General features: G+C 39.2%; 20 protein-coding genes. 7 read left to right on the forward strand and 13 right to left on the reverse strand.

The annotated features are described in order from the left end of the window. Window positions 1-9: 9 nt before the first annotated feature. The 12 genes from QCD85_RS02680 to QCD85_RS02735 form a co-directional block, all read right to left on the reverse strand. Window positions 10-1,554: a 2-isopropylmalate synthase gene (locus tag QCD85_RS02680; protein ID WP_273615418.1), complete on the reverse strand. Its 1,545-nt coding sequence runs from the start codon at window positions 1,552-1,554 to the stop codon at window positions 10-12. A gap of 196 nt (window positions 1,555-1,750) precedes the next feature. Continuing rightward, window positions 1,751-2,743 carry a ketol-acid reductoisomerase gene (ilvC, locus tag QCD85_RS02685; RefSeq protein ID WP_069327257.1) on the reverse strand — a complete coding sequence of 331 codons (993 nt, stop codon included), beginning with the start codon at window positions 2,741-2,743 and terminating at the stop codon, window positions 1,751-1,753. 205 nt (window positions 2,744-2,948) lie between these two features. Next, the gene (gene ilvN, locus QCD85_RS02690) at window positions 2,949-3,437 is read right to left on the reverse strand and encodes an acetolactate synthase small subunit (protein WP_273615417.1); all 489 of its coding nucleotides are present in this window, start codon (window positions 3,435-3,437) and stop codon (window positions 2,949-2,951) included. Next, a complete protein-coding gene (gene ilvB / locus QCD85_RS02695) occupies window positions 3,434-5,182 on the reverse strand; it encodes a biosynthetic-type acetolactate synthase large subunit (RefSeq protein WP_273615416.1) in 1,749 nt (582 codons plus the stop codon). The genes ilvN and ilvB overlap by 4 nt, the downstream gene beginning before the upstream one ends. Window positions 5,183-6,158: 976 nt before the next feature. Next, the gene (locus QCD85_RS02700; RefSeq protein WP_273615415.1) at window positions 6,159-7,121 is read right to left on the reverse strand and encodes an ABC transporter permease; all 963 of its coding nucleotides are present in this window, start codon (window positions 7,119-7,121) and stop codon (window positions 6,159-6,161) included. Then, a complete protein-coding gene (locus QCD85_RS02705) occupies window positions 7,121-8,200 on the reverse strand; it encodes an ABC transporter permease (protein ID WP_204825098.1) in 1,080 nt (359 codons plus the stop codon). The genes QCD85_RS02700 and QCD85_RS02705 overlap by 1 nt, the downstream gene beginning before the upstream one ends. Next, window positions 8,193-9,731, reverse strand: coding sequence for an ABC transporter ATP-binding protein (locus tag QCD85_RS02710; RefSeq protein ID WP_274170557.1), 1,539 nt, complete (start codon window positions 9,729-9,731; stop codon window positions 8,193-8,195). Before QCD85_RS02710 ends, QCD85_RS02705 begins: the two co-directional genes overlap by 8 nt. A gap of 198 nt (window positions 9,732-9,929) precedes the next feature. Beyond that, the gene (locus QCD85_RS02715; protein WP_273615413.1) at window positions 9,930-10,967 is read right to left on the reverse strand and encodes a BMP family lipoprotein; all 1,038 of its coding nucleotides are present in this window, start codon (window positions 10,965-10,967) and stop codon (window positions 9,930-9,932) included. A 408-nt stretch (window positions 10,968-11,375) separates the two neighbouring features. Continuing rightward, window positions 11,376-11,735 carry a 50S ribosomal protein L20 gene (gene rplT, locus QCD85_RS02720; protein ID WP_204825101.1) on the reverse strand — a complete coding sequence of 120 codons (360 nt, stop codon included), beginning with the start codon at window positions 11,733-11,735 and terminating at the stop codon, window positions 11,376-11,378. Between the two features lie 27 nt (window positions 11,736-11,762). Then, on the reverse strand, window positions 11,763-11,963 hold the full coding sequence (rpmI, locus tag QCD85_RS02725) for a 50S ribosomal protein L35 (protein WP_273615412.1): 201 nt from the start codon (window positions 11,961-11,963) through the stop codon (window positions 11,763-11,765). A gap of 15 nt (window positions 11,964-11,978) precedes the next feature. After that, window positions 11,979-12,473, reverse strand: coding sequence for a translation initiation factor IF-3 (gene infC / locus QCD85_RS02730; protein ID WP_204825674.1), 495 nt, complete (start codon window positions 12,471-12,473; stop codon window positions 11,979-11,981). Window positions 12,474-12,929: 456 nt separating this feature from the next. Next, on the reverse strand, window positions 12,930-14,168 hold the full coding sequence (locus QCD85_RS02735) for a glycosyltransferase family 2 protein (protein WP_273616261.1): 1,239 nt from the start codon (window positions 14,166-14,168) through the stop codon (window positions 12,930-12,932). Between the two features lie 705 nt (window positions 14,169-14,873). Here QCD85_RS02735 and QCD85_RS02740 point away from each other — a divergent pair. Next, window positions 14,874-15,401, forward strand: coding sequence for a phosphatase PAP2 family protein (locus QCD85_RS02740; RefSeq protein WP_273615411.1), 528 nt, complete (start codon window positions 14,874-14,876; stop codon window positions 15,399-15,401). 118 nt (window positions 15,402-15,519) lie between these two features. Beyond that, window positions 15,520-16,653 (forward strand): MGDG synthase family glycosyltransferase, encoded by a 1,134-nt coding sequence (locus QCD85_RS02745; RefSeq protein WP_273615410.1) that lies wholly within the window; start codon window positions 15,520-15,522, stop codon window positions 16,651-16,653. A gap of 37 nt (window positions 16,654-16,690) precedes the next feature. Here the strand turns inward: QCD85_RS02745 and trmB are convergent, their stop codons facing one another. Continuing rightward, window positions 16,691-17,398, reverse strand: a complete 708-nt coding sequence (trmB, locus tag QCD85_RS02750; protein WP_301261558.1) for a tRNA (guanosine(46)-N7)-methyltransferase TrmB — start codon at window positions 17,396-17,398, stop codon at window positions 16,691-16,693. 477 nt (window positions 17,399-17,875) lie between these two features. On the opposite strand from trmB, the gene QCD85_RS02755 reads away from it, so the two are divergent. The 5 genes from QCD85_RS02755 (at window position 17,876) to QCD85_RS02775 (ending at window position 22,042) form a co-directional block, all read left to right on the forward strand. Next, window positions 17,876-18,832, forward strand: a complete 957-nt coding sequence (locus QCD85_RS02755; RefSeq protein WP_274170559.1) for a TIGR01212 family radical SAM protein — start codon at window positions 17,876-17,878, stop codon at window positions 18,830-18,832. Window position 18,833: 1 nt separating this feature from the next. Next, window positions 18,834-19,427: a class I SAM-dependent methyltransferase gene (locus QCD85_RS02760; protein WP_301261559.1), complete on the forward strand. Its 594-nt coding sequence runs from the start codon at window positions 18,834-18,836 to the stop codon at window positions 19,425-19,427. A gap of 54 nt (window positions 19,428-19,481) precedes the next feature. Then, on the forward strand, window positions 19,482-19,871 hold the full coding sequence (locus tag QCD85_RS02765; protein ID WP_301261560.1) for a VOC family protein: 390 nt from the start codon (window positions 19,482-19,484) through the stop codon (window positions 19,869-19,871). Window positions 19,872-19,956: 85 nt separating this feature from the next. Continuing rightward, window positions 19,957-20,925 (forward strand): type I phosphomannose isomerase catalytic subunit, encoded by a 969-nt coding sequence (locus QCD85_RS02770; protein ID WP_301261561.1) that lies wholly within the window; start codon window positions 19,957-19,959, stop codon window positions 20,923-20,925. Window positions 20,926-21,085: 160 nt separating this feature from the next. Continuing rightward, window positions 21,086-22,042 (forward strand): alpha/beta fold hydrolase, encoded by a 957-nt coding sequence (locus tag QCD85_RS02775; RefSeq protein ID WP_274170562.1) that lies wholly within the window; start codon window positions 21,086-21,088, stop codon window positions 22,040-22,042. Window positions 22,043-22,046: the final 4 nt, after the last annotated feature.

Genomic DNA, 22,046 nt, shown 5'->3' on the forward strand with positions numbered 1-22,046 from the left:
AAAAACTTTTTAGATCATCGAAATATTGTCACGTCTACCGTACGTTTTACGCTTTTCAACCAGACGATTCAGTGAGTCTACATACGCACGAGCACTCGCTTCTAGAATATCTGTACTTACTCCGCGACCTTGCGCTGTAATACCATCTTGCGTTAGAGCAACATGTACTTCACCCAGTGCATCTTTACCCTGCGTTACCCCTTTAATCGAGTAATCCGCTAGTTTTACTTCTTCTTGTGAAGCTTTGTCGATTGCATTGTAGATAGAGTCCACAGAACCGTTACCGCTAGATTCTTCTTCACGTACTTCTCCATCCGCAGTCGATAAACGAATCTTCGCTGTAGGTGCTCCTTCACTATCAAAGGAAACAAATAACGAATCCAATTGGAACAACTCGGGTGCATCCGCAAGACGCTCTTCTAACAAAGCAAACAAATCATCATCCGAAATTTCTTTTTTCTTATCAGCCAAAATTTTAAATTTAGCAAAAGCTTCATTCAATGCTTCTTCTGTCAGGTCATACCCTAATTCGATCAAATGCTCACGGAACGCATGACGACCCGAGTGTTTACCCATGACAAGTTTGGTTGCTTTGAACCCGATCGTTTCTGGACTCATGATTTCATAAGTCGTTTTCTCTTTCAACATACCATCTTGGTGAATACCGGATTCATGGGCAAATGCATTAGCTCCAACAATCGCTTTGTTACCCGGGACGACCATACCTGTCAATTTGCTGACCAGACGGCTAGTACGAGCAATTTCAGAAAGAGTCAGACTGGTTTTGGCACCAAAGAAATCTTGACGCGTTTCCAATGCCATCGCTACTTCTTCCAACGCTGTATTGCCTGCACGTTCCCCGATACCATTAATTGTACCTTCAATCTGATCTGCACCGTTCAAAATTGCAGCCAGTGCATTCGCTGTTGCCATACCTAGATCATCATGACAGTGAGCGCTCAATTGTACTTTTTCAATATTAGGTACATTTTCTTTTAAGTGTTTGAAAATGTTACCGTACTCATAAGGTGTCAAAAAGCCGACTGTATCTGGAATATTTACCACATAAGCGCCTTCTTCAACAGCCATAGTAACCATTTCTACCATAAAGTCGTATTCAGTACGCCCTGCATCTTCTAATGAAAATTCAACTTTGTCAAAATACTGACGTGCATAACGAATCGCTGAACGTGCTGTATCTTTTACCTGTTCTTTTTCCATCCGAAGCTTATGTTGACGGTGAATCGGTGAAGTCGCCAAGAACAGATGTAGGCACGGATCTTGCGCACCTTTCAGTGCCTCGCGTACCGCATCGATATCTTGTTCTCTAGCTCGCGCTAGACCGATAATACTTGCATTTTTGACTGCGCGTGCTACAGCGTTAACCGCTGCCAAATCTCCAGGTGATGCTGCCGGGAATCCAGCTTCTATCCGATCGACACCCAATTTTTCGAGTTGATAAGCAATCTCTACTTTCTCGCGAGTATTCAAGTTCACTCCCGGCGATTGTTCTCCATCTCTCAATGTGGTATCAAAAATATAAATTTTGCGCATCATCGCACCTCCTTGTTTTTTTGAAAAAAATACCGATATGCAGTAAGGCTGATATATTCCTATTCCTTACTACATACCGGTCTTAACGATACTTGGGTTCACTTCATCATGCTTGTACTGTCCAGAGATAGCGGAAAATTTAATATCCAACTATCTTTGCTTATTTCATTTAGACAACATAGATAAGTTTAATCTTTTATTTTTTGATCCAGTGCATCATACCGCGAAGTTCTTTACCTACTACTTCTAGTTGGTGCTCGGATTCGTTACGACGAGTCGCTGTCAAGAATGCACGACCGGATTGGTTCTCAAGCATAAAGTCACGTGCAAATTTACCTTGTTGGATATCAGACAATACTTCTTTCATTGCTTTTTTCGTATCTTCAGTAACGATACGAGGACCTGTTACATAGTCACCATATTCTGCTGTGTTACTGATTGAATCACGCATTGTAGACAAGCCACCTTCATACATCAAGTCAACGATCAATTTCAATTCGTGTAGACACTCGAAGTATGCCATTTCTGGAGCATAACCAGCTTCTGTCAATGTTTCAAATCCAGCTTTAACTAGCGCACTTACACCACCACATAGTACTGCTTGCTCACCGAACAAATCAGTTTCTGTTTCTTCACGGAATGATGTTTCGATAACACCTGCACGTGTACAACCGATACCTTTAGCATAAGCTAGACCGATTTCTTTTGCAGAACCTGTAGCATCTTGATGAATCGCGATTAGGCCTGGTACACCGAATCCTTCTTCATATGTACGACGTACCATGTGTCCTGGAGATTTAGGAGCGATAAGCAACACATCGTTACCTTCTGGAGCTATGATTTGTCCAAAGTGAACATTGAATCCATGAGCGAATAGTAATGCAGCATCAGGTTTCAGGTTAGCTTCGATATCACTTTTGTATACACTTGCTTGTGTTTCATCAGGCATCAAAATTTGTACAAGGTCTGCACGTTTAGTTGCTTCTGCTACAGATAGTACTTCAAAACCATCATTTTTTGCTTTGTCAAAAGATTTACCTTCACGAAGTCCGATTACTACAGACAATCCGCTATCACGCAAGTTTTGTGCATGAGCATGACCTTGACTTCCGTAACCGATAATTGCGATTGTTTTACCTTTCAATACGTTCAATTCTGCATCATTTTCATAGTAAGTTGTTATAGCCATTTCTTATTCCTCCTCTAATGTATGAAGCTTGTTCTCGGTATACACCGGTAGTCATAATACTCAACCCTCTGACAAGAGCGGGTATTTCAAAAGATAACATGATATAGAAGAAACTCATTTCATCTGTAAACTACACCTGAATATACACTAGGAAGTTATACAGTTATCTTTTCAAATTACCCGCTCTTGCCTGATCAATAATCTTTTATACGTTACCGCGTATCATCGCTGTCGCGCCTGTGCGGGAAAGTTCACGTATACCATAAGGCTTCAACAATTCAAGCATAGCATCAATTTTATGAGTATCTCCTACCACTTGAACCATAAGACTGTTAGGGCCAATATCTACAACTGCTGCGCGGAACGTTTCTACAACTCCCATAATTTCTGGACGTTCAGCTGGCTCTGATTTTACTTTGATCAATGCTAATTCACGTGTAACCATTGGCTTGGAGCTTAGATCGATAACTTTGATAACATCAATGATTTTATATAGCTGTTTTTCGATCTGTTCTAACGTTTTTTCGCCGCCTGTAGTCACAATAACCATGCGCGATAATCCTACTTCTTCCGATTGACCTACTGTAATACTTTCGATATTGAATCCCCGACGGCCAAAGAGTCCTGAGACTCTTTGAAGAACGCCGGGCTGATCATTCACTAAAACAGCGATTGTATGCTTTGTAATATTCATTCTTCATCCCCCATTAACATTTGATCAATGGTAGATCCCTGAGTAACCATTGGATACACGTTCTCATGTTTGTTAACAACAAACTCGACAACGACCGGGCCTGGTGTATCCATCGCTTCTTTCCAAGCAGCTTGTGCTTCTTCTTTATTAGTAGCACGTAGACCTTTAACACCATATGCTTCTGCTAATTTTACAAAATCAGGGCTGCCTGCAAGATCAATATGACTGTACCGATTATCATAGATCAATTCTTGCCACTGACGAACCATACCCAATACCTGATTATTCAAAATAACAATTTTGACTGGAATATTATTGATCGCGCAGATCGCTAATTCTTGCGAACACATCTGCATCCCACCATCACCATTGATCGAAATAACCAAACGTTCTGGATTCGCCATCTGTGCTCCAATAGCTGAAGGGAAACCAAAGCCCATCGTTCCTAGTCCACCTGAAGTCACCCATGAACGAGGTTGGTTAAAGCGATAATATTGTGCAGACCACATTTGATGTTGACCTACATCTGTTGTTACGATCGCTTCTCCGTTGGTTGTATCATTAAGCATTTCTACCACCCATTGTGGTTTCAATACTTCATCTGAATCATCATAGCGGAAAGGCTTTTCTTGTTTCCAACCTGCTACTTTAGCCCGCCATTCATCTGCTTTTGTCGCATAAGGTACATTGACATTTAACATTTCCAATACCGTTTTCACATCGCCTACGATAGGAATATCAACTGCTACATTTTTACCGATTTCAGCAGGATCAATATCGATATGAACAATTTTGGCATGTGGTGCGAAGCCATCTAGCTTACCTGTTACCCGATCATCGAATCGTGCTCCGATATTGATAAGTAGATCTGATTGTTGAATCGCATTATTAGCTGTATATGTTCCATGCATCCCCGGCATACCAATCCATAGATCGTTACCACTCGGGAAACCACCAAGCCCTAGCAAAGTTGTTGTAATCGGAATACCTGTAGAAGTAACGAACTTGAATAGTTCTTCATGACCTCCAGAGTATACAACTCCACCACCTGCAAGAATCAATGGACGCTCTGCTTCAGCGATTGCCTGGTGCAATTTATCTAATTGTAATCTGTTAGGTGTGACTGTTGGATTGTAACCACGCATCGCTACAGGTTCTGTATGTGGTTTGAATAATGCTTTTGCTGCTGATACGTCTTTAGGAATATCGATCAATACCGGACCTTTACGACCCGTATTGGCAATATGGAATGCTTCATGAATCACTCTTGGCAAGTCCTCTACATCACGTACTAGATAACTGTGCTTGGTGATTGGCATTGTGATACCGGTAATATCTGCTTCTTGGAAAGCATCTGTTCCGATCAATGTTGTTGCTACGTTACCAGTGATCACAACCAGAGGTGTTGAATCCATATAAGCTGTTGCAATTCCTGTTACCAGATTGGTTGCTCCTGGTCCGGAAGTAGCGATACATACGCCAACTTTACCACTAGCACGAGCATAACCGTCTGCTGCATGAATAGCACCTTGTTCATGACGTGTTAGCAAATGTTTGAAATCTTCAAATCCATGCATTGCATCATAAATATATAATACTGCTCCACCCGGATAGCCAAAGACACAATCTACACCTTCCAGTAGTAAGCTACGAAGTAACATTTCCGAACCTGTAATCACTTCCGGTTTCATCCATTTCTCACGCAATTCATCTGTTGATTGTACATTAGGTATATTCGTACTCATAAGTCATCCTCCTCCCAAAAATTCACATCAATCTTACATTGGCAAATGAACAATATCCCTTGATCCAGCTTAGGATGTACAGTACAGATTTTCTGTTATAACTGGAAGAAAGACATCAAAAAAGCCTTTCGCCGCCTCAAACAGAAAAATCTGTTATTGAGGGACGAAAGGCTAAGCTTCCGTGGTACCACCCATATTTGCGCACAGCTTCACAGCATAAGTACGCCTCATAAAGTAAAGTAGATTAAGACTTTACTTGTTGTCTGTAACGTAGACCTTACGATTTTCCCTAATAATCATATTTGGAGTCAGATATAAATCTATAAGATCCACATCTACTTAAACATGCCTTTCAGGAAAACAGCTCCGAGGTGAGCTCGTATATAAGGGATTCTGATGAAGCTTACACCAAATGCTTCACTCTCTGGACAAAAGAGCCCTTAAAACTTCGTCCTCTTCATTGCCGATACATAGTATTCAATGATTACTGCCGCTTACGCTTGTCAGCGACTCAAATGATTTAGGAATATTATATGATTCATTTTCGATAGAGTCAATACTTCTTTTTTGTCATTCTTTACAATCCCATTTTAATACATCATTTGTTACATACTTAAAAAAAGTAATCAAACCAAGCTTTATCAGTAATCTATATAATAATTTATACCAAGTAATTCAGTATGTATTTTGTTCTTTATGCACAACTTCTATAAATAGTATAAAAGAAATCTTTGTCTAACAAGCACTAAAAGTTGGAAAAAATGCTGACTCACTTGCTTCATGTATCTAAATAAGTAATTGGTTAATTTTATTTTTTTATTCATAGAGCCACTCTATAAAATTTAAAATAATGATCTCTTTTTAGGTCAAAATTGATTTTATTTAATAGCTTGCAGATATAAAAAAAGTCGAAGTTCAGAAAAATCCAAACTTCGACTTTATTCAATCATTTACCTGTATTACTTTTTATATCGACTTAACGTTTACTTGGATCATAAGGTTGTCCCAGTGCAGAAGGTGCGCTTGAACGTCCTACTGCTGCAACCAATACAATAATCGTTAATACGTATGGCAACATATAAATCACTTCTTGCGGAATACTTTGTGTCCATGCAAAAAGCTGTACATAGTTACGCACTGCTTGAGCAAGACCGAAGAATACAGCCGCTCCGAATGCTCCCCATGGATTCCATTTACCAAAAATCATAGCTGCAATCGCAATATAACCTTGCCCTGAAATCGTATTATGCGAAAATGTTCCTGTAGTTGTCAGTGTAATTGTTGCTCCACCGATACCAGCAAGTGCTCCACTTAGCATAACTCCGATATAACGTAACCGATTGACTTTGATCCCTACTGTATCTGCTGCACTTGGATGTTCCCCAACAGAACGTAGACGAAGACCAAACGGTGTTTTGTACAATACATAATACGTAACAATAACAGCTATTACTGCTAAATACGTTGTAGGATACGCATGGAAAAAGACATCACCGATCAATGGAATAGTAGATAGATAAGGAATATTTACTTTATCAAACCCAGAGATCAAACCTGTTTCACCTGCACCATCAAATAACAATTTAACCATGTACAATGTACTACCAGCAGCCAAGAAGTTAATTACAATACCGCTGATAACCTGATCCGCTTTGAACGTAATCGAAGCTACAGCATGAATCAATGAAACCAATACTCCAAATACGATTGCTGCCAATACACCGATACAAGCTGCGCCAAAGCCGCTTAATCCTGCATCTTGAGCATAAAATCCTGCTACGCCTGCTGCAAACGCACCAAAAATCATCAAACCTTCTAGCCCTAGATTAGTAACCCCAGATTTCTCTGAGAAAATACCGCCTAAAGATGTAAAGATAAGTGCTGTAGCAAAGACTAGCGTCGTATTAATCAGCTGTCCAATAATAGTCAACACGTCCATTACAACACCTTCTCTTTCTTACGTTTAGCATAAAAAGGTTTTAAGACCCAACGTACAATGCCTTGCGCTGCAATAAAGAATATAATCGCTCCGATAACAATCCGTACAATCTCCGGTGGAACATCAGCACTAAAGCTCATCCCTGCTGAACCATACGTTAATGTACCGAATAGAATCGAACCTAAAATAATACCGAATGGATTATTTAGACCAATCAAAGCTACGGCAATTCCATCAAATCCAGTTCCTGGTGAACTTGCCATAACCGATTGATATTGGAATACACCAAGTACTTCAAAAGATCCTGCTAGACCTGCAAACATACCACTGATAAACATCGCTTTGACAATGTTGCGATTCACGTTCATCCCTGCATATTTGGAAGCATCCTGGTTAAAGCCTACAGCACGAAGCTCGTACCCTTGTTTTGTTTTCCACATAAATACATAGAAGAACACAGCCGCAGCCAGAGCAATAGCTGTCCCCCAGTGCACACGAGCATTACCCATCATTTCAGATAACCACATGATAGCAATAGATGCACTTGGTTGAATATCTTCAGAACGGTTTTGACCTTGCAACAACATAAAGTGATTAATCACAAAGTTAGCTAGATACAGACCGATCCAGTTCAACATAATACAGGAGATAACTTCATTAACACCACGAACTGCTTTGAGGAAACCAGCGATAGCCGCCCACAATCCTCCAAAGACAGCTCCTGCAATAATCGCAAGCGGTGCATGGATATAAGCTGGTAGACCATGAAGGTTCACAGCAACCACTGTAGCAGCTGTCATTCCAATTAGAAATTGTCCTTCGCCACCGATATTAAATAGTCCAGCACGTGCTGCAAAAGCAAACGCCATACCTGTCATAATCAAAGGTGTCATTTCACGAATAGCTTCACCGAAATCATAAGGATCACCATATACACGTGTGAGCAATGCAGAATAAGCATCTATCGGATTGTATCCGCCGATCAGCATAACAATCGCACCTAAAATCAGACCCATAATAATTGCGACAATTGGCAACACAAACGAATCTTTGGTAATCGCTTTGAGAATATTATTCATGTGCTGCACCTCTCTTCGCGGTGCTTCCTGCCATCATCAAGCCTAATTCCTGATCATTGGTTTTGTCTGGTAGCACTTCGCCTACAATTTGTCCTTCATAAATAACAGCGATGCGATCAGATACGTTAATAATTTCATCCAGTTCAAATGAAATCAACAATACCGCTTTACCTTGATCACGCTGTGCAATCAATTGTTGTTGTACAAATTCTATCGCACCAACATCCAGACCACGTGTAGGTTGAGCAGCAATCATTAATGTAGGATTTTTATCAATCTCACGCGCAATAATCGCTTTCTGCTGATTACCACCGGACAGTGAACGGGCATGTGTAGCAATACTTGGTGTACGTACATCAAAGCGTTCGACAAGGCGTGTAGCATGCTTATCAATCGCATCAAAGTTCAAAAATCCACCTTTATTGAATGGAGCTTTATAATACGTTTCTAGAACCATATTTTCACTTACTGAAAAATCGAGTACCAGACCATGTTTGTGACGGTCTTCTGGAATATGAGAGACACCGGATTCTGTAATCTTACGTGGGGACAAATTAGTGATGTCTTTACCAAGTAATTTGACAGTACCTCCATCTACATGACGTAGACCAGTTAGTGCTTCAATCAATTCACTTTGACCATTACCATCAACACCGGCAATACCCAAAATTTCGCCTGCTCGAACTTCTAAATTCAATCCTTGCAAAATAGCTGCGCCTTCTTTGTTGTTAGAAATGATATTTTCCATTTGCAATACAACATCGCCTGGTTCAGCTGGCTTTTTGTCTACTTTGAAAGTAACATTACGACCGACCATTTTTTCAGCCAGTTCTTGTGGTGTCGTTTCTGACTTTTTGACGGTATCGACTACTTTACCACGACGAATAATAGTTACATTGTCGGCAATTTGCATAATTTCTTTCAACTTATGTGTAATCAAAATAATCGATTTTCCTTCAGCCACAAGACGCTTCATAATTTCCATCAATTCCGAAATTTCTTGCGGAGTCAATACTGCTGTTGGTTCATCAAAAATCAAAATTTCCGCTCCACGATATAATGTTTTCAGTATTTCTACCCGTTGCTGCATACCTACTGAAATATCATGAATTTTGGCATTTGGATTGACTTGCAGACCATATTGCTCTGAAAGCTGACGAATCTCTTCAGTCGCTTTTTTATAATTGATTCGGGTTCCTTTTTTCGGTTCTGAACCCAGAATGATATTCTCAGTAACTGTAAATGGCTGAACGAGTTTGAAGTGCTGATGCACCATACCAATCCCGAGCTCGATCGCTCTGTTAGGACTGTCAATGATCACAGGTTCTCCATTAACTTCGATACTACCTTCTTCAGGCTGATAAAGACCAAATACAATATTCATCAATGTTGATTTACCTGCACCATTTTCACCTAAAAGAGCATGAATTTCTCCCTTGTGCAGCTTAAAGCTAATAGAATCATTGGCAATAATACCAGGAAAGACTTTTGTAATTTGTTTCAACTCTACCACAGGGGTTGCTGCACCCATGAGATCACCCTTATAAGCGTATTGATTGGTACAGACAGCAAGACTGTCTATAACCGAAAGCTAAAATTATGAGATTTTCCGAAACGACAACTGATATTTACATCGAACCATCAGGTTATAAACGTGACAACAAGGCTAGTGTCTATGAACCAGCCTTGTTGTTGTTTTTATTTGAAAAGCATATTAATGATCAAGTAATTACTCGCTAGGAACTTTCAATTCGCCGCTAACAATTTTAGCTTTGTAATCATCAACGAGTTTGATTACATCAGCAGGAACGTTTTTGGAAGAAGTATCTGCTAAGCCTACGCCATCCTCTTTAAGTCCCAATACTTCTGTACCACCAGCAAATGTACCATCTACGACTTCTTTAGAAACTTTTTCTACAGCAACGTCTACACGTTTAACCATAGAAGTCAAAGTCACTTTATCACCGAATTCTAGTGATTGGTCTTTATCTACACCGATAACCCATGCCGTTTGACCAGAGTTAGAACGGGAAGCTGCTTCGTTAAATACGCCTGTACCTGTACCACCAGCAGCATGGAAAATGATATCCGCGCCATCGTTGTACATTGTAGCTGCTGCTGCTTTACCTAGATCAGGTTTATCGAATGCACCTGTATAGTTAACAAGCAATTCAGCATCAGGGTTTACTGCTTTGATACCTGCTTTAAAACCAACTTCGAATTTTTTGATCAATGGGCTATCTACACCACCGACAAATCCGATTTTGTTGGATTTTGTCATTTTACCTGCTACTACACCTACTAAGAAGGAACCTTCATTTTCAGAGAAAGTTACAGATTTAACGTTAGGAGCATCGACTACACTATCAATGATAGCTAATTTTGCATTTGGATTTTGTTTAGCAACAGTAGCAATACCGTCTGCTAAGCTAAAACCAATACCCCAAGTTAAGCTGTAATCACCTTTTACAAATTGATTCAAGTTAGGAATATAATCCTGATCGGATTTACTTTGCAGATATTTAACTTCTGCTCCGCTTTCCTTTTGTACTTTTTCAAGAGCTTCCCAAGCAGATTGGTTAAATGATTTATCATTTACGCCACCTACGTCAGTTACCATACCAATTTTAACATCGCTTTTTGCTGCTCCGCCTGTAGCATCGCCACTCCCTGCGTTGTCAGTACCGTTGCTTTTGTTCCCACAAGCTGCTAATACCAATGAAAATGCTAGCAACATAATGAGTGAAAGTTTGTACGCCTTCTTCATGAATCTTTTTCCCCCTTAGAAGTATAAGCTATGATCTGCTGCCTCTCTGTCTGGATACGAACAATTTTTACCCTTATCGAGCTCAATATTCGTTATAGGTGCAGATTTAACAGTCGATGAACAAATTATACAATCAAGTGGTAAGAAAATCTACTATTTAAATTACTATTGGTCAATTAATTTACGATTTTATTTTCTGTAAGCGCTTTATTATGTAAGAAAATACTATTTTATGTTAAACCCATGTAATATTACCGTTCATACTCTTTACACATTTTACGTTTTAATGCGTTAAATCGCGATTTTCATGTTATGTTTTATTACTATGTATTTTTTGCTACTAATTTGCGTATAAAAAGAGCCCCCGGATCATCCGACGGCTCTTTATGCAACTCATAAGAATAAATCTTATGCGTTAATTTTTTCTTTAGCTACATTAGCCAATGAGTTAAACGCGTTAACATCATTTACAGCCAATTCAGCTAGCATTTTACGGTTAATATCAACGCCAGCCAATTTAAGACCGTGCATCAATTTGTTGTAAGACAATCCGTTAATGCGTGCTGCTGCGTTAATACGAACGATCCACAATCTGCGGAAGTTACGTTTTGTTTGACGACGGTCACGGTAAGCATACACCAAAGATTTGTTAACTTGCTCTTTTGCAGTTTTAAAAATACGGTGTTTCGAACCGAAGTAACCTTTTGCTAATTTAAGAATTTTCTTATGTCTGCGACGTGTGACGAATCCGCCCTTCACTCTTGCCATATCAGTAAACCTCCCAGTAAATTAAAATTATTTAAGATTAGATAATTGTTGTTTCAAACGTTTTACATCACCGCTAGACATCAACGGGTTTGTTCCCAAAACGCGTTTTTGACGTTTGGATTTGTGAGAAAGCAAGTGGTTTTTGAACGCTTTATAGCGTTTTACTTTACCTGTTCCTGTAATTTTGAAGCGTCCTTTTAAACTACTATGAGTTTTCATTTTCGGCATTTTAATATCCCCCTTTTAATTTTTCGGCGCCAAGATCATGATCATGCTGCGGCCTTCCAATTTTGGTTGGCGCTCTATTGTACAAAGTTCTTCAACTTCAACTTTTACACGATCCAATATTTTTTGACCAATACTTGCATGTGTAATTTCGCGACCGCGGAAGCGGACCGAGCATTTCACTTTGTCGCCATCTTTTAAAAATTTAACAACATTGCGGAGTTTAGTTTGATAATCATGCTCCTCAATGTTAGCACGGAACCATACTTCTTTAAGATCAACGATCTTTTGGTTTTTGCGTGCTTCTTTCTCTTTCTTCTGTTGCTCGTAGCGGAATTTACCATAGTCCATAATGCGACATACAGGTGGTTTCGCTTGTGGAGCTACATTTACAAGATCCATGTTCAAATCGATTGCCATCTGCAATGCTTCACGAGTAGGCGTAATTCCGATCTGTTCACCTTCAGCACCAACCAGGCGTACTTCTTTAACCCGGATTTCGTCATTGATCATATGTTCTTTACTAATAACTTTCCACCTCCATATTATGATCGTACAACTATATTAAATATAGAAATCAAAAAGGGATGCAGGTCTAGTCACCTGCATCCCTTGATCAGCTCATATCCATAACAAGACAAAGGCTTGTTATTACATTCAGATCAATGAACCAGCCGACTATTATCGGGCAGGTGAGAAGCAAAGCTTCTACTTTGTATATCTCAATCACGTACTAAAATAGTATACCATATACTTTTAATATATACAAGCCTTTTATAAACATAAAATAATCATTGATTTATAAGACATTTGAAATCTTATTTAATCATTCTAATTTATGTTACTAGTCATCTGTTGCTTTGTTAACTATAGCTGTAATTTATATTTACTTATAAAAAGAACCTGTATAACAGATAGACTGTTATACAGGTTCTTGAGTGAGATATCTTTGTGTAGCTTCAAGCGAGATTAACCTTGTTTGCTTTGTACTTCTTCCAAACGTACAACACGCGTATGTTGCGTATGGCTCCATTGTTTGTTGTTTTGTGTGAAGAAAGCATAAAACGTAATTGGCCACCAAGATAGACCGTAGATAGGGAACAATAGCAAGTATAGATATACTTTCCAAGACTTCACTTTTTCTAATGCCATTGCAAGAATAAAAGTAACAACATTGGCACCAATTGCTGTAATAGCTACCCACATTGGCAGGTAATTATAGATAGTAGCGATATGTGGTCCACCTAGAATAGATGTATCGATCCACATAGCAGCAGTCATTAAGAATGTAATTAAAACGATATATACGTTGACACTATACAATGCCAAGTCGAATTTGATAATGCTCATTTCTTTTACACTTTTCCATAATAGCGGGAAGAAATAACGACGAGCTACTGTAAAGTGACCTTGCATCCAACGCAAACGTTGGCGAGAAGAAGCTTTGAATGTTAACGGCTTTTCATCAAATACTTTTGCATCATAGCTAAAGCGCGGATAGATTCCTTTTTCTGCACAACGCATTGTAAATTCTAAATCTTCTACAAGGCTTGTTGCGCCCCATCCGATTTCTTTCAATAGTTCATTTTCAAAACACATACCTGTACCACCAAGGAAGTTCGCCATATTCAAATTATGACGGGACAATTGCCATAGACGGTTGATGTACCAGTAAGATACGCCATAAGCAGCAGTGATCCAAGAATCTTCTGGATTCTTTGTATCAATATAACCTTGAATAACACGTGCACCTTCACACATATCGTTGTTCATTTCTGTCAAGAATCTATGATCTGCCAAGTTATCAGCATCGAACATTACGATACCATCGTACTGACGAGGCATACTCCACAATTCTCTTAGCATCCATTCGATCGCGTATCCTTTACCACGTTCTGCTGGATTGGTACGTACACAAGCGTTCATTCCATGGCTACGTACGATATCTGCTGTACCATCTGTACAGTTATCACAGATAACAAACACATCATATAGTTCAGCCGGATAATCCATATTTTTTAGATTTTCCATTAATGCTCCAATAACGGTCTCTTCATTGTGCGCTGCAACTAGAACAGCAAATGATTTCTGTGGAGCATGATCCGCTCTTTTTTTCCTTTTAACAATTCCGAATAGCGAGAATGAAAACTGATATACACCGATAACTGCCAGTAGAACCTGGAGCACGATAAATATAGCATCAATAATGTTTCCCATAATAACTGTGAACCTCCTTAAATTTTAAAACCACAATATAACAAATTCATTCTTTTTCTCTAGATCACTAATTTCAAGACGTCACATTTTAAATTTAATTTTTAGCATGAGTCGCTTTAAAACTTTTCACCCCAGATGATTATACTATGACGAACATTAAAGTTATGTTACAAAACGATTACAAGCGACATTAAGATTTTGCACATTTTTTATGGATTTGTCAAAATTCTAAAAGAGGGTATACGGTTAAAAACCATGGAATTACGACGAGTTATATGCAATAAATGTTACAGAACAAGGTTTAACGCCATTTTATGCCTATTTATGTTCTATTTGCTTATTTTTATTGCTAATGGTGTTGGATTTGTATGAGGATAAATAATGAAGCTATGATGACTGATTGAGTTGTGGGTGTATTTCTTTGAATTTTTAAACGTATTTATTTGAGTTGAACCATGTTATTGATAACGATTTACATATTGGTTAAGGCGCATGTGAATGACTTTTGCCATTCTCGGGTAAGGGTAATAAGAAATACTTTTGGATTATTTTGCAAATCAGGTTTAAACTATTGGGTAACTTACAAAAGTTGTATCTATTTTAACACTCTGTTAACGTTATAAAGCTTGAAAAGCGTACTGAATAAAAATATGATGAATATAAGCCGAAAATTGGCAATTAATACGGGGGTCTCTCATGCGTCAGTTTCTTATTCGCCTACAAACGATGGAGCAACACATTTTTAGATGGTTTAACTCAAGGCTCCATAATAAGTTCCTAAATTTATTTTTTTACTACTTAACGAATTTAGGCGGAGCTACGTTCACGATTATAGCGACTTTGGCAGTATGGCAATTAGCGCCATTTCCTTGGAGCCGCGCAGGTCTCCAAGCAGCTGTAGCACTAGCGATTAGCCATGTTCCTGTAGCTATTGTTAAAAAGCTATACCCGCGTATTCGTCCATACTTAGCTATCCCTGAAACGATTACGTTCCGCAATCCTTTAACAGACCATTCGTTTCCATCAGGACATACCACAGCGATCTTTTCCGTTACTGTTCCATTTATGCTGACAGATCCACTCATGATTCTGTTGCTGTTACCATTCGCACTGATTGTTGCTGTGTCTCGTATGTATTTAGGATTACATTATCCTTCAGATGTACTGGTTGGAGCTGCAATTGGAACATCGGTAGCGATGGGTACATTTGCATTATGGCCGTAAAGAGGCTATTCTAGCAATATTACCGGATTGTTACAGTAGTATTACAGAGAAAGCTGGAATGTTTGCTTCCTCTACTCCATTTTATTAGAGAATACCTTGCAGAAAAGGTGAACTGGACGTGTCAAAATATAGAGTGCTGCTTTTGTCGGAAGGTTTTGGTTCTGGTCACACACAAGCTGCTTACGCACTAGCAAGTAGTTTACGCAAAATCTCACCGAATATTCAGACTAAGGTACTGGAACTCGGTAGTTTCCTTAATCCTAAAGTGGCTCCACTCATCCTAACCGCATACAAAAAAACGGTCATCTCGCAGCCACGACTTGTGCGTATGATGTATCGCAGCCAATACAAAAAATCGATCAATCGGCTAGCCACGCTAGCTTTACATCGTCTCTTCTATACACATACACATAATGTGATTCGGCAATTAAAACCAGATGTGATTGTATGTACACATCCGATTCCGGGAGCTGTGATTTCAAGGCTCAAACGATTAGGACTGCGTACACCGTTATGTATGGTTATTACAGATTATGATGCTCATGGTACATGGGTGAGTCCAGAGGTGAACCGTTATCTGGTATCTACACCTGATGTACGTTCCAAATTAATTCAGCGTGGTGTACCGATTCAGAAAATTGAAGTCTCTGGTATTCCTGTTCATCCAAAGTTTTGGGAACATACAGGCAAAGTCGAATTTCAACAGAAGTTTGGACTTAAAAATATGCCGACAGTACTAGTGATGAGCGGCGGTTGGGGATTGATGAGCGATGATGTGGTAAATGCGTATCTTACCAGCTTCAGCGATAAGATCCAATTTATTTTTTGTTTTGGTAACAATGAGAAAGCTTATCGCAAAGCTAAGCAGAATGTGAACTTTAATCATCCAAATATTCATTTGATTCGATACACTAATGAAATTGATCAATTGATGGAAGTATCCGATCTTCTTGTAACCAAACCGGGAGGAATGACATGTACTGAAGGATTAGCCAAAGCGATCCCGATGTTATTTTATAACCCTTTACCCGGACAAGAAGAAAAAAATTCTCAGTATTTTACGCAACAAGGTTGGGGAGAACCGATCACTTCGATTGATGTGGTTACGGAATGGATGGACTTGTTGATTAATGATTATGACGCTGTTGTAGAGCAACGTAAGCAAAATATAGCTCAGATTGATCGTTATAATCCAACACAAAGTGCTCATAGCATTGCTGAAATGGTAGAAAAAAGTAAGGTCTTATCCTAAATTAACGGATAAGACCTTACTTTTTTTATGTTATAAATTAATATTTATCTAGACGCATCGCTTGATATTCACGCAAAACGTCTTCACCGATCAATACTTCGCAACGATGAATATTCATCCCTTTGCCCATAAATTTAGCTTCATATTCTGTCATGACATGTTCTTCGTTGATACCATCACGATGAAGATTCAAGCTAATATTCGTCATTTGTAGACCATAATCGGCAAATGAATTTAGTGAAAATTCAAATAGCGTTTCAGAATCGGTTTTGAAATGAATTTCACCGCGAGTATTTAACAATTTACAATACATGTCCAAAAAGCGTGGATGTGTTAAACGACGACGACCATGTTTCTTTTTCGGCCATGGATCGCTGAAGTTAAGATAGATTCGCTCAATCTCACTAGGAGCAAATACCTCTTCAATTTTTTCGATATTTGCGCGAGCTAGCTGAATTGTCGTTGGTTCTCCGCGTTCTGCTTCTTCCCATGCCATTCTTGTTTTCTCACTGGCACGGCGTACCAATTCATCATACATATCGAAGCCGATATAATTGACATTTGGATGTTTGACACTCATTTGGCTGACAAATCTTCCTTTGCCCATTCCAAATTCAACATGAATCGGCAGATCGTTTCCAAAACGCTCTTGCCATTTTCCTTTATATTGTTCAGGATTCAGCACGACCAAATCTTCCTGCTGCTCCAATCCTTCACGTATTCCTTTTCTACCTCGTAAACGCATGTCGTTCCTCCGATTTCAATGGTCTATATAGTGATCCTACTACTAAGGCATTATTGTGACGAAGAAATGAGCAAATGTAAAGCATTTATCTGCATCATTATCTGAACACAGGAAAAAAGGATCTCCCTTCTCTGCAAGCAGATCAGAAAATCCTTTTCTCTATATTTGGAATTGGGGTCCAACAAATTTAGCAATCATAGTCTACCATTTTTCGTTATAAAATTAAATGGGTATTGTGATAAACTATGAAAAAATTAAGCTTTTAAGACGTTTCTACCTTTGATTACCCCTTTTTTGTAGAAATGAAGCGAACCTTAATTTTAAATCATTTATTTTGCAAATAATATTTTGAACTTCGTCACCTGTTGCTATCTTTTAAATCCAGATTTTTGTTACAATATAACCTGATTAGCGAGATATTACACATGTTAACGAACTGTTAAATACTTAATGAAGAACGATTGAAGGAGCTTCACTATGCTTACAACTCAAGATACATCCACTCCCCTATTATGGAGTGATAAAAGGTTTCATACGTGGAATACAGAGATGCGTGAACAATTTGGAAATAAAGTATTCAAAGTAACACTAGATGCTGGCTTTACCTGTCCAAATCGTGATGGTTCGATTGCTAAAGGCGGTTGTACATTCTGTAGTGCTCGTGGTTCAGGAGATTTTGCTGGTAGTCGTCGTGACGATCTAGTGACTCAATTTAATCATATTCGTGATCGTCAGCACCAGAAATGGCCTCATGCACAGTATATTGGTTATTTTCAAGCGTATACGAATACGTATGCTCCTGTAGAACAATTACGCGAATATTTTGAAATTATTTTGAAGCAACCGGGAGTTGTGGGATTATCGATAGCAACTCGTCCTGATTGTTTGCCTGATGATGTTATTGATTATTTGGCTGAACTAAATGAACGGACTTATCTGTGGGTCGAAATGGGTCTGCAAACGATTCATGAATCCACTTCTACACTTATCAATCGTGCTCATGATAGTCAATGCTATGAGGAAGCTGTAGCCAAATTGCGTGCTCGTGGTATTCGAGTATGTGCGCATATTATCTATGGATTACCTCAAGAAACACATGAAATGATGTTAGATACAGGCCGTGCTGTAGCTCAAATGGATGTACAGGGAATCAAAATTCATCTTCTTCATCTGATGCGCAAAACACCGATGGTCAAACAATATGAAGCTGGATTGTTACGCTTTCTAGAAAAAGATGAGTATATCAAATTGATTGTAGATACTCTTGAAATCTTGCCACCTGATATGATCGTTCATCGTCTTACAGGAGATGCACCTCGTGATCTATTAATTGGTCCAATGTGGAGTCTACGCAAATGGGAAGTACTTAACGGAATCGATGATGAATTGAAGCAACGTGATACATGGCAAAGTAAATATTGGAGAGCATTATAATATGGGATTTTTGTCTGTTTTGAGTTATGCACACAAATTGGTTGCAGAGCGTCTGGATGCTCACAACGGCTATGCTATAGACGCAACTGCTGGTACAGGTGTAGACACACTGATGCTTGCTAAGACCGTAGGCAGAAGTGGTCAGGTATTCAGCTTCGATATTCAGCAAGAGGCTCTTGATCGCACACAGGAGCGTTTAGACAAGGAACAGCATACTGTACTTGCTCCTGTGCAACTGATTCTGGATAGTCATGCTACAATGAACCAGTATATTCCTGATCATTTACATGGTAAAATCCAAGTGATCATGTTCAATCTAGGTTATCTTCCTTCAGGAGATTTGAGTATTATTACTGAACCGGATTCAACATTGACTGCTTTGGCATCTGCTTTTGATCTATTAGCTATTCGAGGTATACTAACGATTGTTCTGTATCCGGGGCATCCCGGTGGTGCTGAGGAAGCAGAAGCTGTGCAAGCATGGGCTTCTACTCTGCCTGTGGCGATAGCACAATCGATTATGTACCGCCAATTGCAACGACAAGATGCACCTTATCTGATTGCGATTGAGAAAAAAGCGTCAAGAACACCATAAATAAGCATGCCCTGCTGTATGTGATGTAACATTATATTGAAGGAGTGAGTATGGATGGCTGTACGCAAACTAGAACATGTAGGTATTATGGTAAAATCGATAGAAGTGTCGATTGCTTTTTATGAAGATGTTATAGGTTTGAAGCATCTTGAAAATGCTGGACATATCGATGAGCATATCAAACTCGCTTTTCTTGCTTTTCCAGATCAATCGCAAACTGAACTTGAATTGGTGCAAGGATACACAGGTGAGCTCGCTAATGAAGGCAGAGTGCACCATGTCGCTTTTGCAGTAGACGATATTGAACAAGAATATGCACGTATTCAAGCACTGAATTTGCAAGAATTGGATACCGAAATTACGACTTTACCTAATGGCAGTCGCTACTTTTTCTTTAGTGGCCCGGATGGAGAACGTCTGGAATTTTTCCAATCTGCACGTTAAGATAGATACAGATTGCTTGGAGAGACAAATTGCATAGGATACATAGAATGGTTGTATACCTATTACACTTGGAGGAGAGATAATAATGACTAATCCATACCCACTTCAATTTCAACCGGAATTTAAAGAACGTGTGTGGGGCGGACGTGCCCTTGAACAATTTGGCTGGGATATTCCTGAAGGTGTGATTGGTGAAGGCTGGATGATCGCGGATCACCCGAATGGAACTACTTCTGTAATCGGTGGCGAGTTGGATGGTGTCAGCTTAACCGAACTTACGCAAAAATTCGGTCGTGATTGGTTCGGTACCAAAGGCGTATCTGAAGTGAACGGACGTTTTCCATTGTTAATCAAATTGCTGGATTGTAATGACGACCTTTCAGTTCAGGTTCATCCTACAGATGATTATGCAGGGCTTCCTAAAGGTGAACTTGGCAAAACCGAAATGTGGTATGTACTTGCTGCTAAGCCAGGCGCTAAGATCATTTATGGTCTTAAAGAAGGCGTGACTCGTGAATCATTAGCAGAAGCGATTAAGAATAATAAAATTACAGATACACTGCAAGAAGTTTCGGTAGAAGCAGGCGATACATTCTATATTCCTGCCGGTACTGTACATGCCTTATGTGCAGGCGTATTAGTTGCTGAAATTCAACAAAATTCAGATACTACCTATCGTCTGTATGATTATGATCGCCCCGGGTTAGACGGTAAGCCTCGTGAACTTCATATTGAAGATTCTCTTAATGTGATCGCTTATGAAGGCGCTGGCGCAACAACAATGAAAACAGACGGCCTTGCTGCCGGACAATGGTTACAACTTGCGGCTTCTCCTTATTTTATTGTTGAAAAAGGAGTTGTCGACGGTGCATGGGAATTATCGACTACAGCAGAAAGTTTCACTATTCTAGTGATTGCTGATGGCGAAGGCACGATTACATGGGGTAATGAACATGTCGCTGTAAAAGGCGGACAATGCTTCTTATTGCCTGCTAATCTAGGACAATACACATTAGATGGTCATTGTACGGTTATTCGTTCTTATTTACCATAAATAATGTAGCGATACTGACTTCACTTTAATTTTGATTCAATCATTGGAATACATGGTTAACATTGCTTAGATTGTATTTTGTAAATAATACCAAAATAGACCTGTACAAACCTACATCGATTGTGTAGATTTGTACAGGTTATTTGCAAGGAGGGATAGGATGCTCGAACATACATTTACTATGACTGATCCTGAAGATGTTGCTGTACATGTATATGAATGGCGTCCAGAAGATCAAGCCGATCAGCTACCTGTGCGCGGTATTGTTCAGATTACTCATGGCATGTCTGAGACCGCCAAAAGATACAAACGGTTGGCAGAATCGCTTACTGCTCAAGGATTTATCGTCTATGCTCATGATCAACGTGGACATGGATTAACCGCTTCAGGGCCAGAATATTTAGGCGATCCTGGTGATAACGGATTTTATTGGATGACTCAAAATGTGATTCAATTATCCAAATGGATTCGAGATCATCACCCGACGTTACCTCTTTTTATTATGGGACATAGCATGGGTTCTTTTATTATTCAAAAAGTGATGTATGAGCAACCTGATCTGTATGATGGTTTTATGTTATCAGGCACAAATGGGAAACGTAATCTGCTTCGAGTCGGTAAGCAAATTGCTCATCTGCAGCAACGGTTTCGTGGTCAGGTACATCGCAGTCTGCTATTAAATATCATTGTATTTGCTTCTTACAATAAAGGGCTCCCCCGTCCACGTAAAACATTTGATTGGTTATCGCGTGATCCTGATGAAGTGTCATTATTTATGAATGATCCTTTTTGCGGAAAGCTACCTTCTGTGCGCTTTTATGTTCATTTTTTTGAATTATTATTAGAGATTCATCAACCCGGGCATATGAAGCGTATTCCAACGGATAAACCTGTGTATTTATTTAGCGGTGAACGTGATCCTGTAGGGCAGTATGGTAAAGGGGTCAAGCAATTGTATCAACAATATCTTCAGTTAGGTCTACAAGATGTTAAGCTAGATCTGTATCCAGATAGCAGACACGAGACGCTCAATGATATTAATCGTGATGAAGTAACAGCTAATGTGATTCACTGGTTAGATGAACATATATCTAGTACAACGATTGCATCCAAATAAAGCA

Origin of the sequence: Paenibacillus sp. PsM32 (genome assembly GCF_030433815.1) — a bacterium.
GTDB lineage: Bacteria > Bacillota > Bacilli > Paenibacillales > Paenibacillaceae > Saccharibacillus > Saccharibacillus kyungheensis.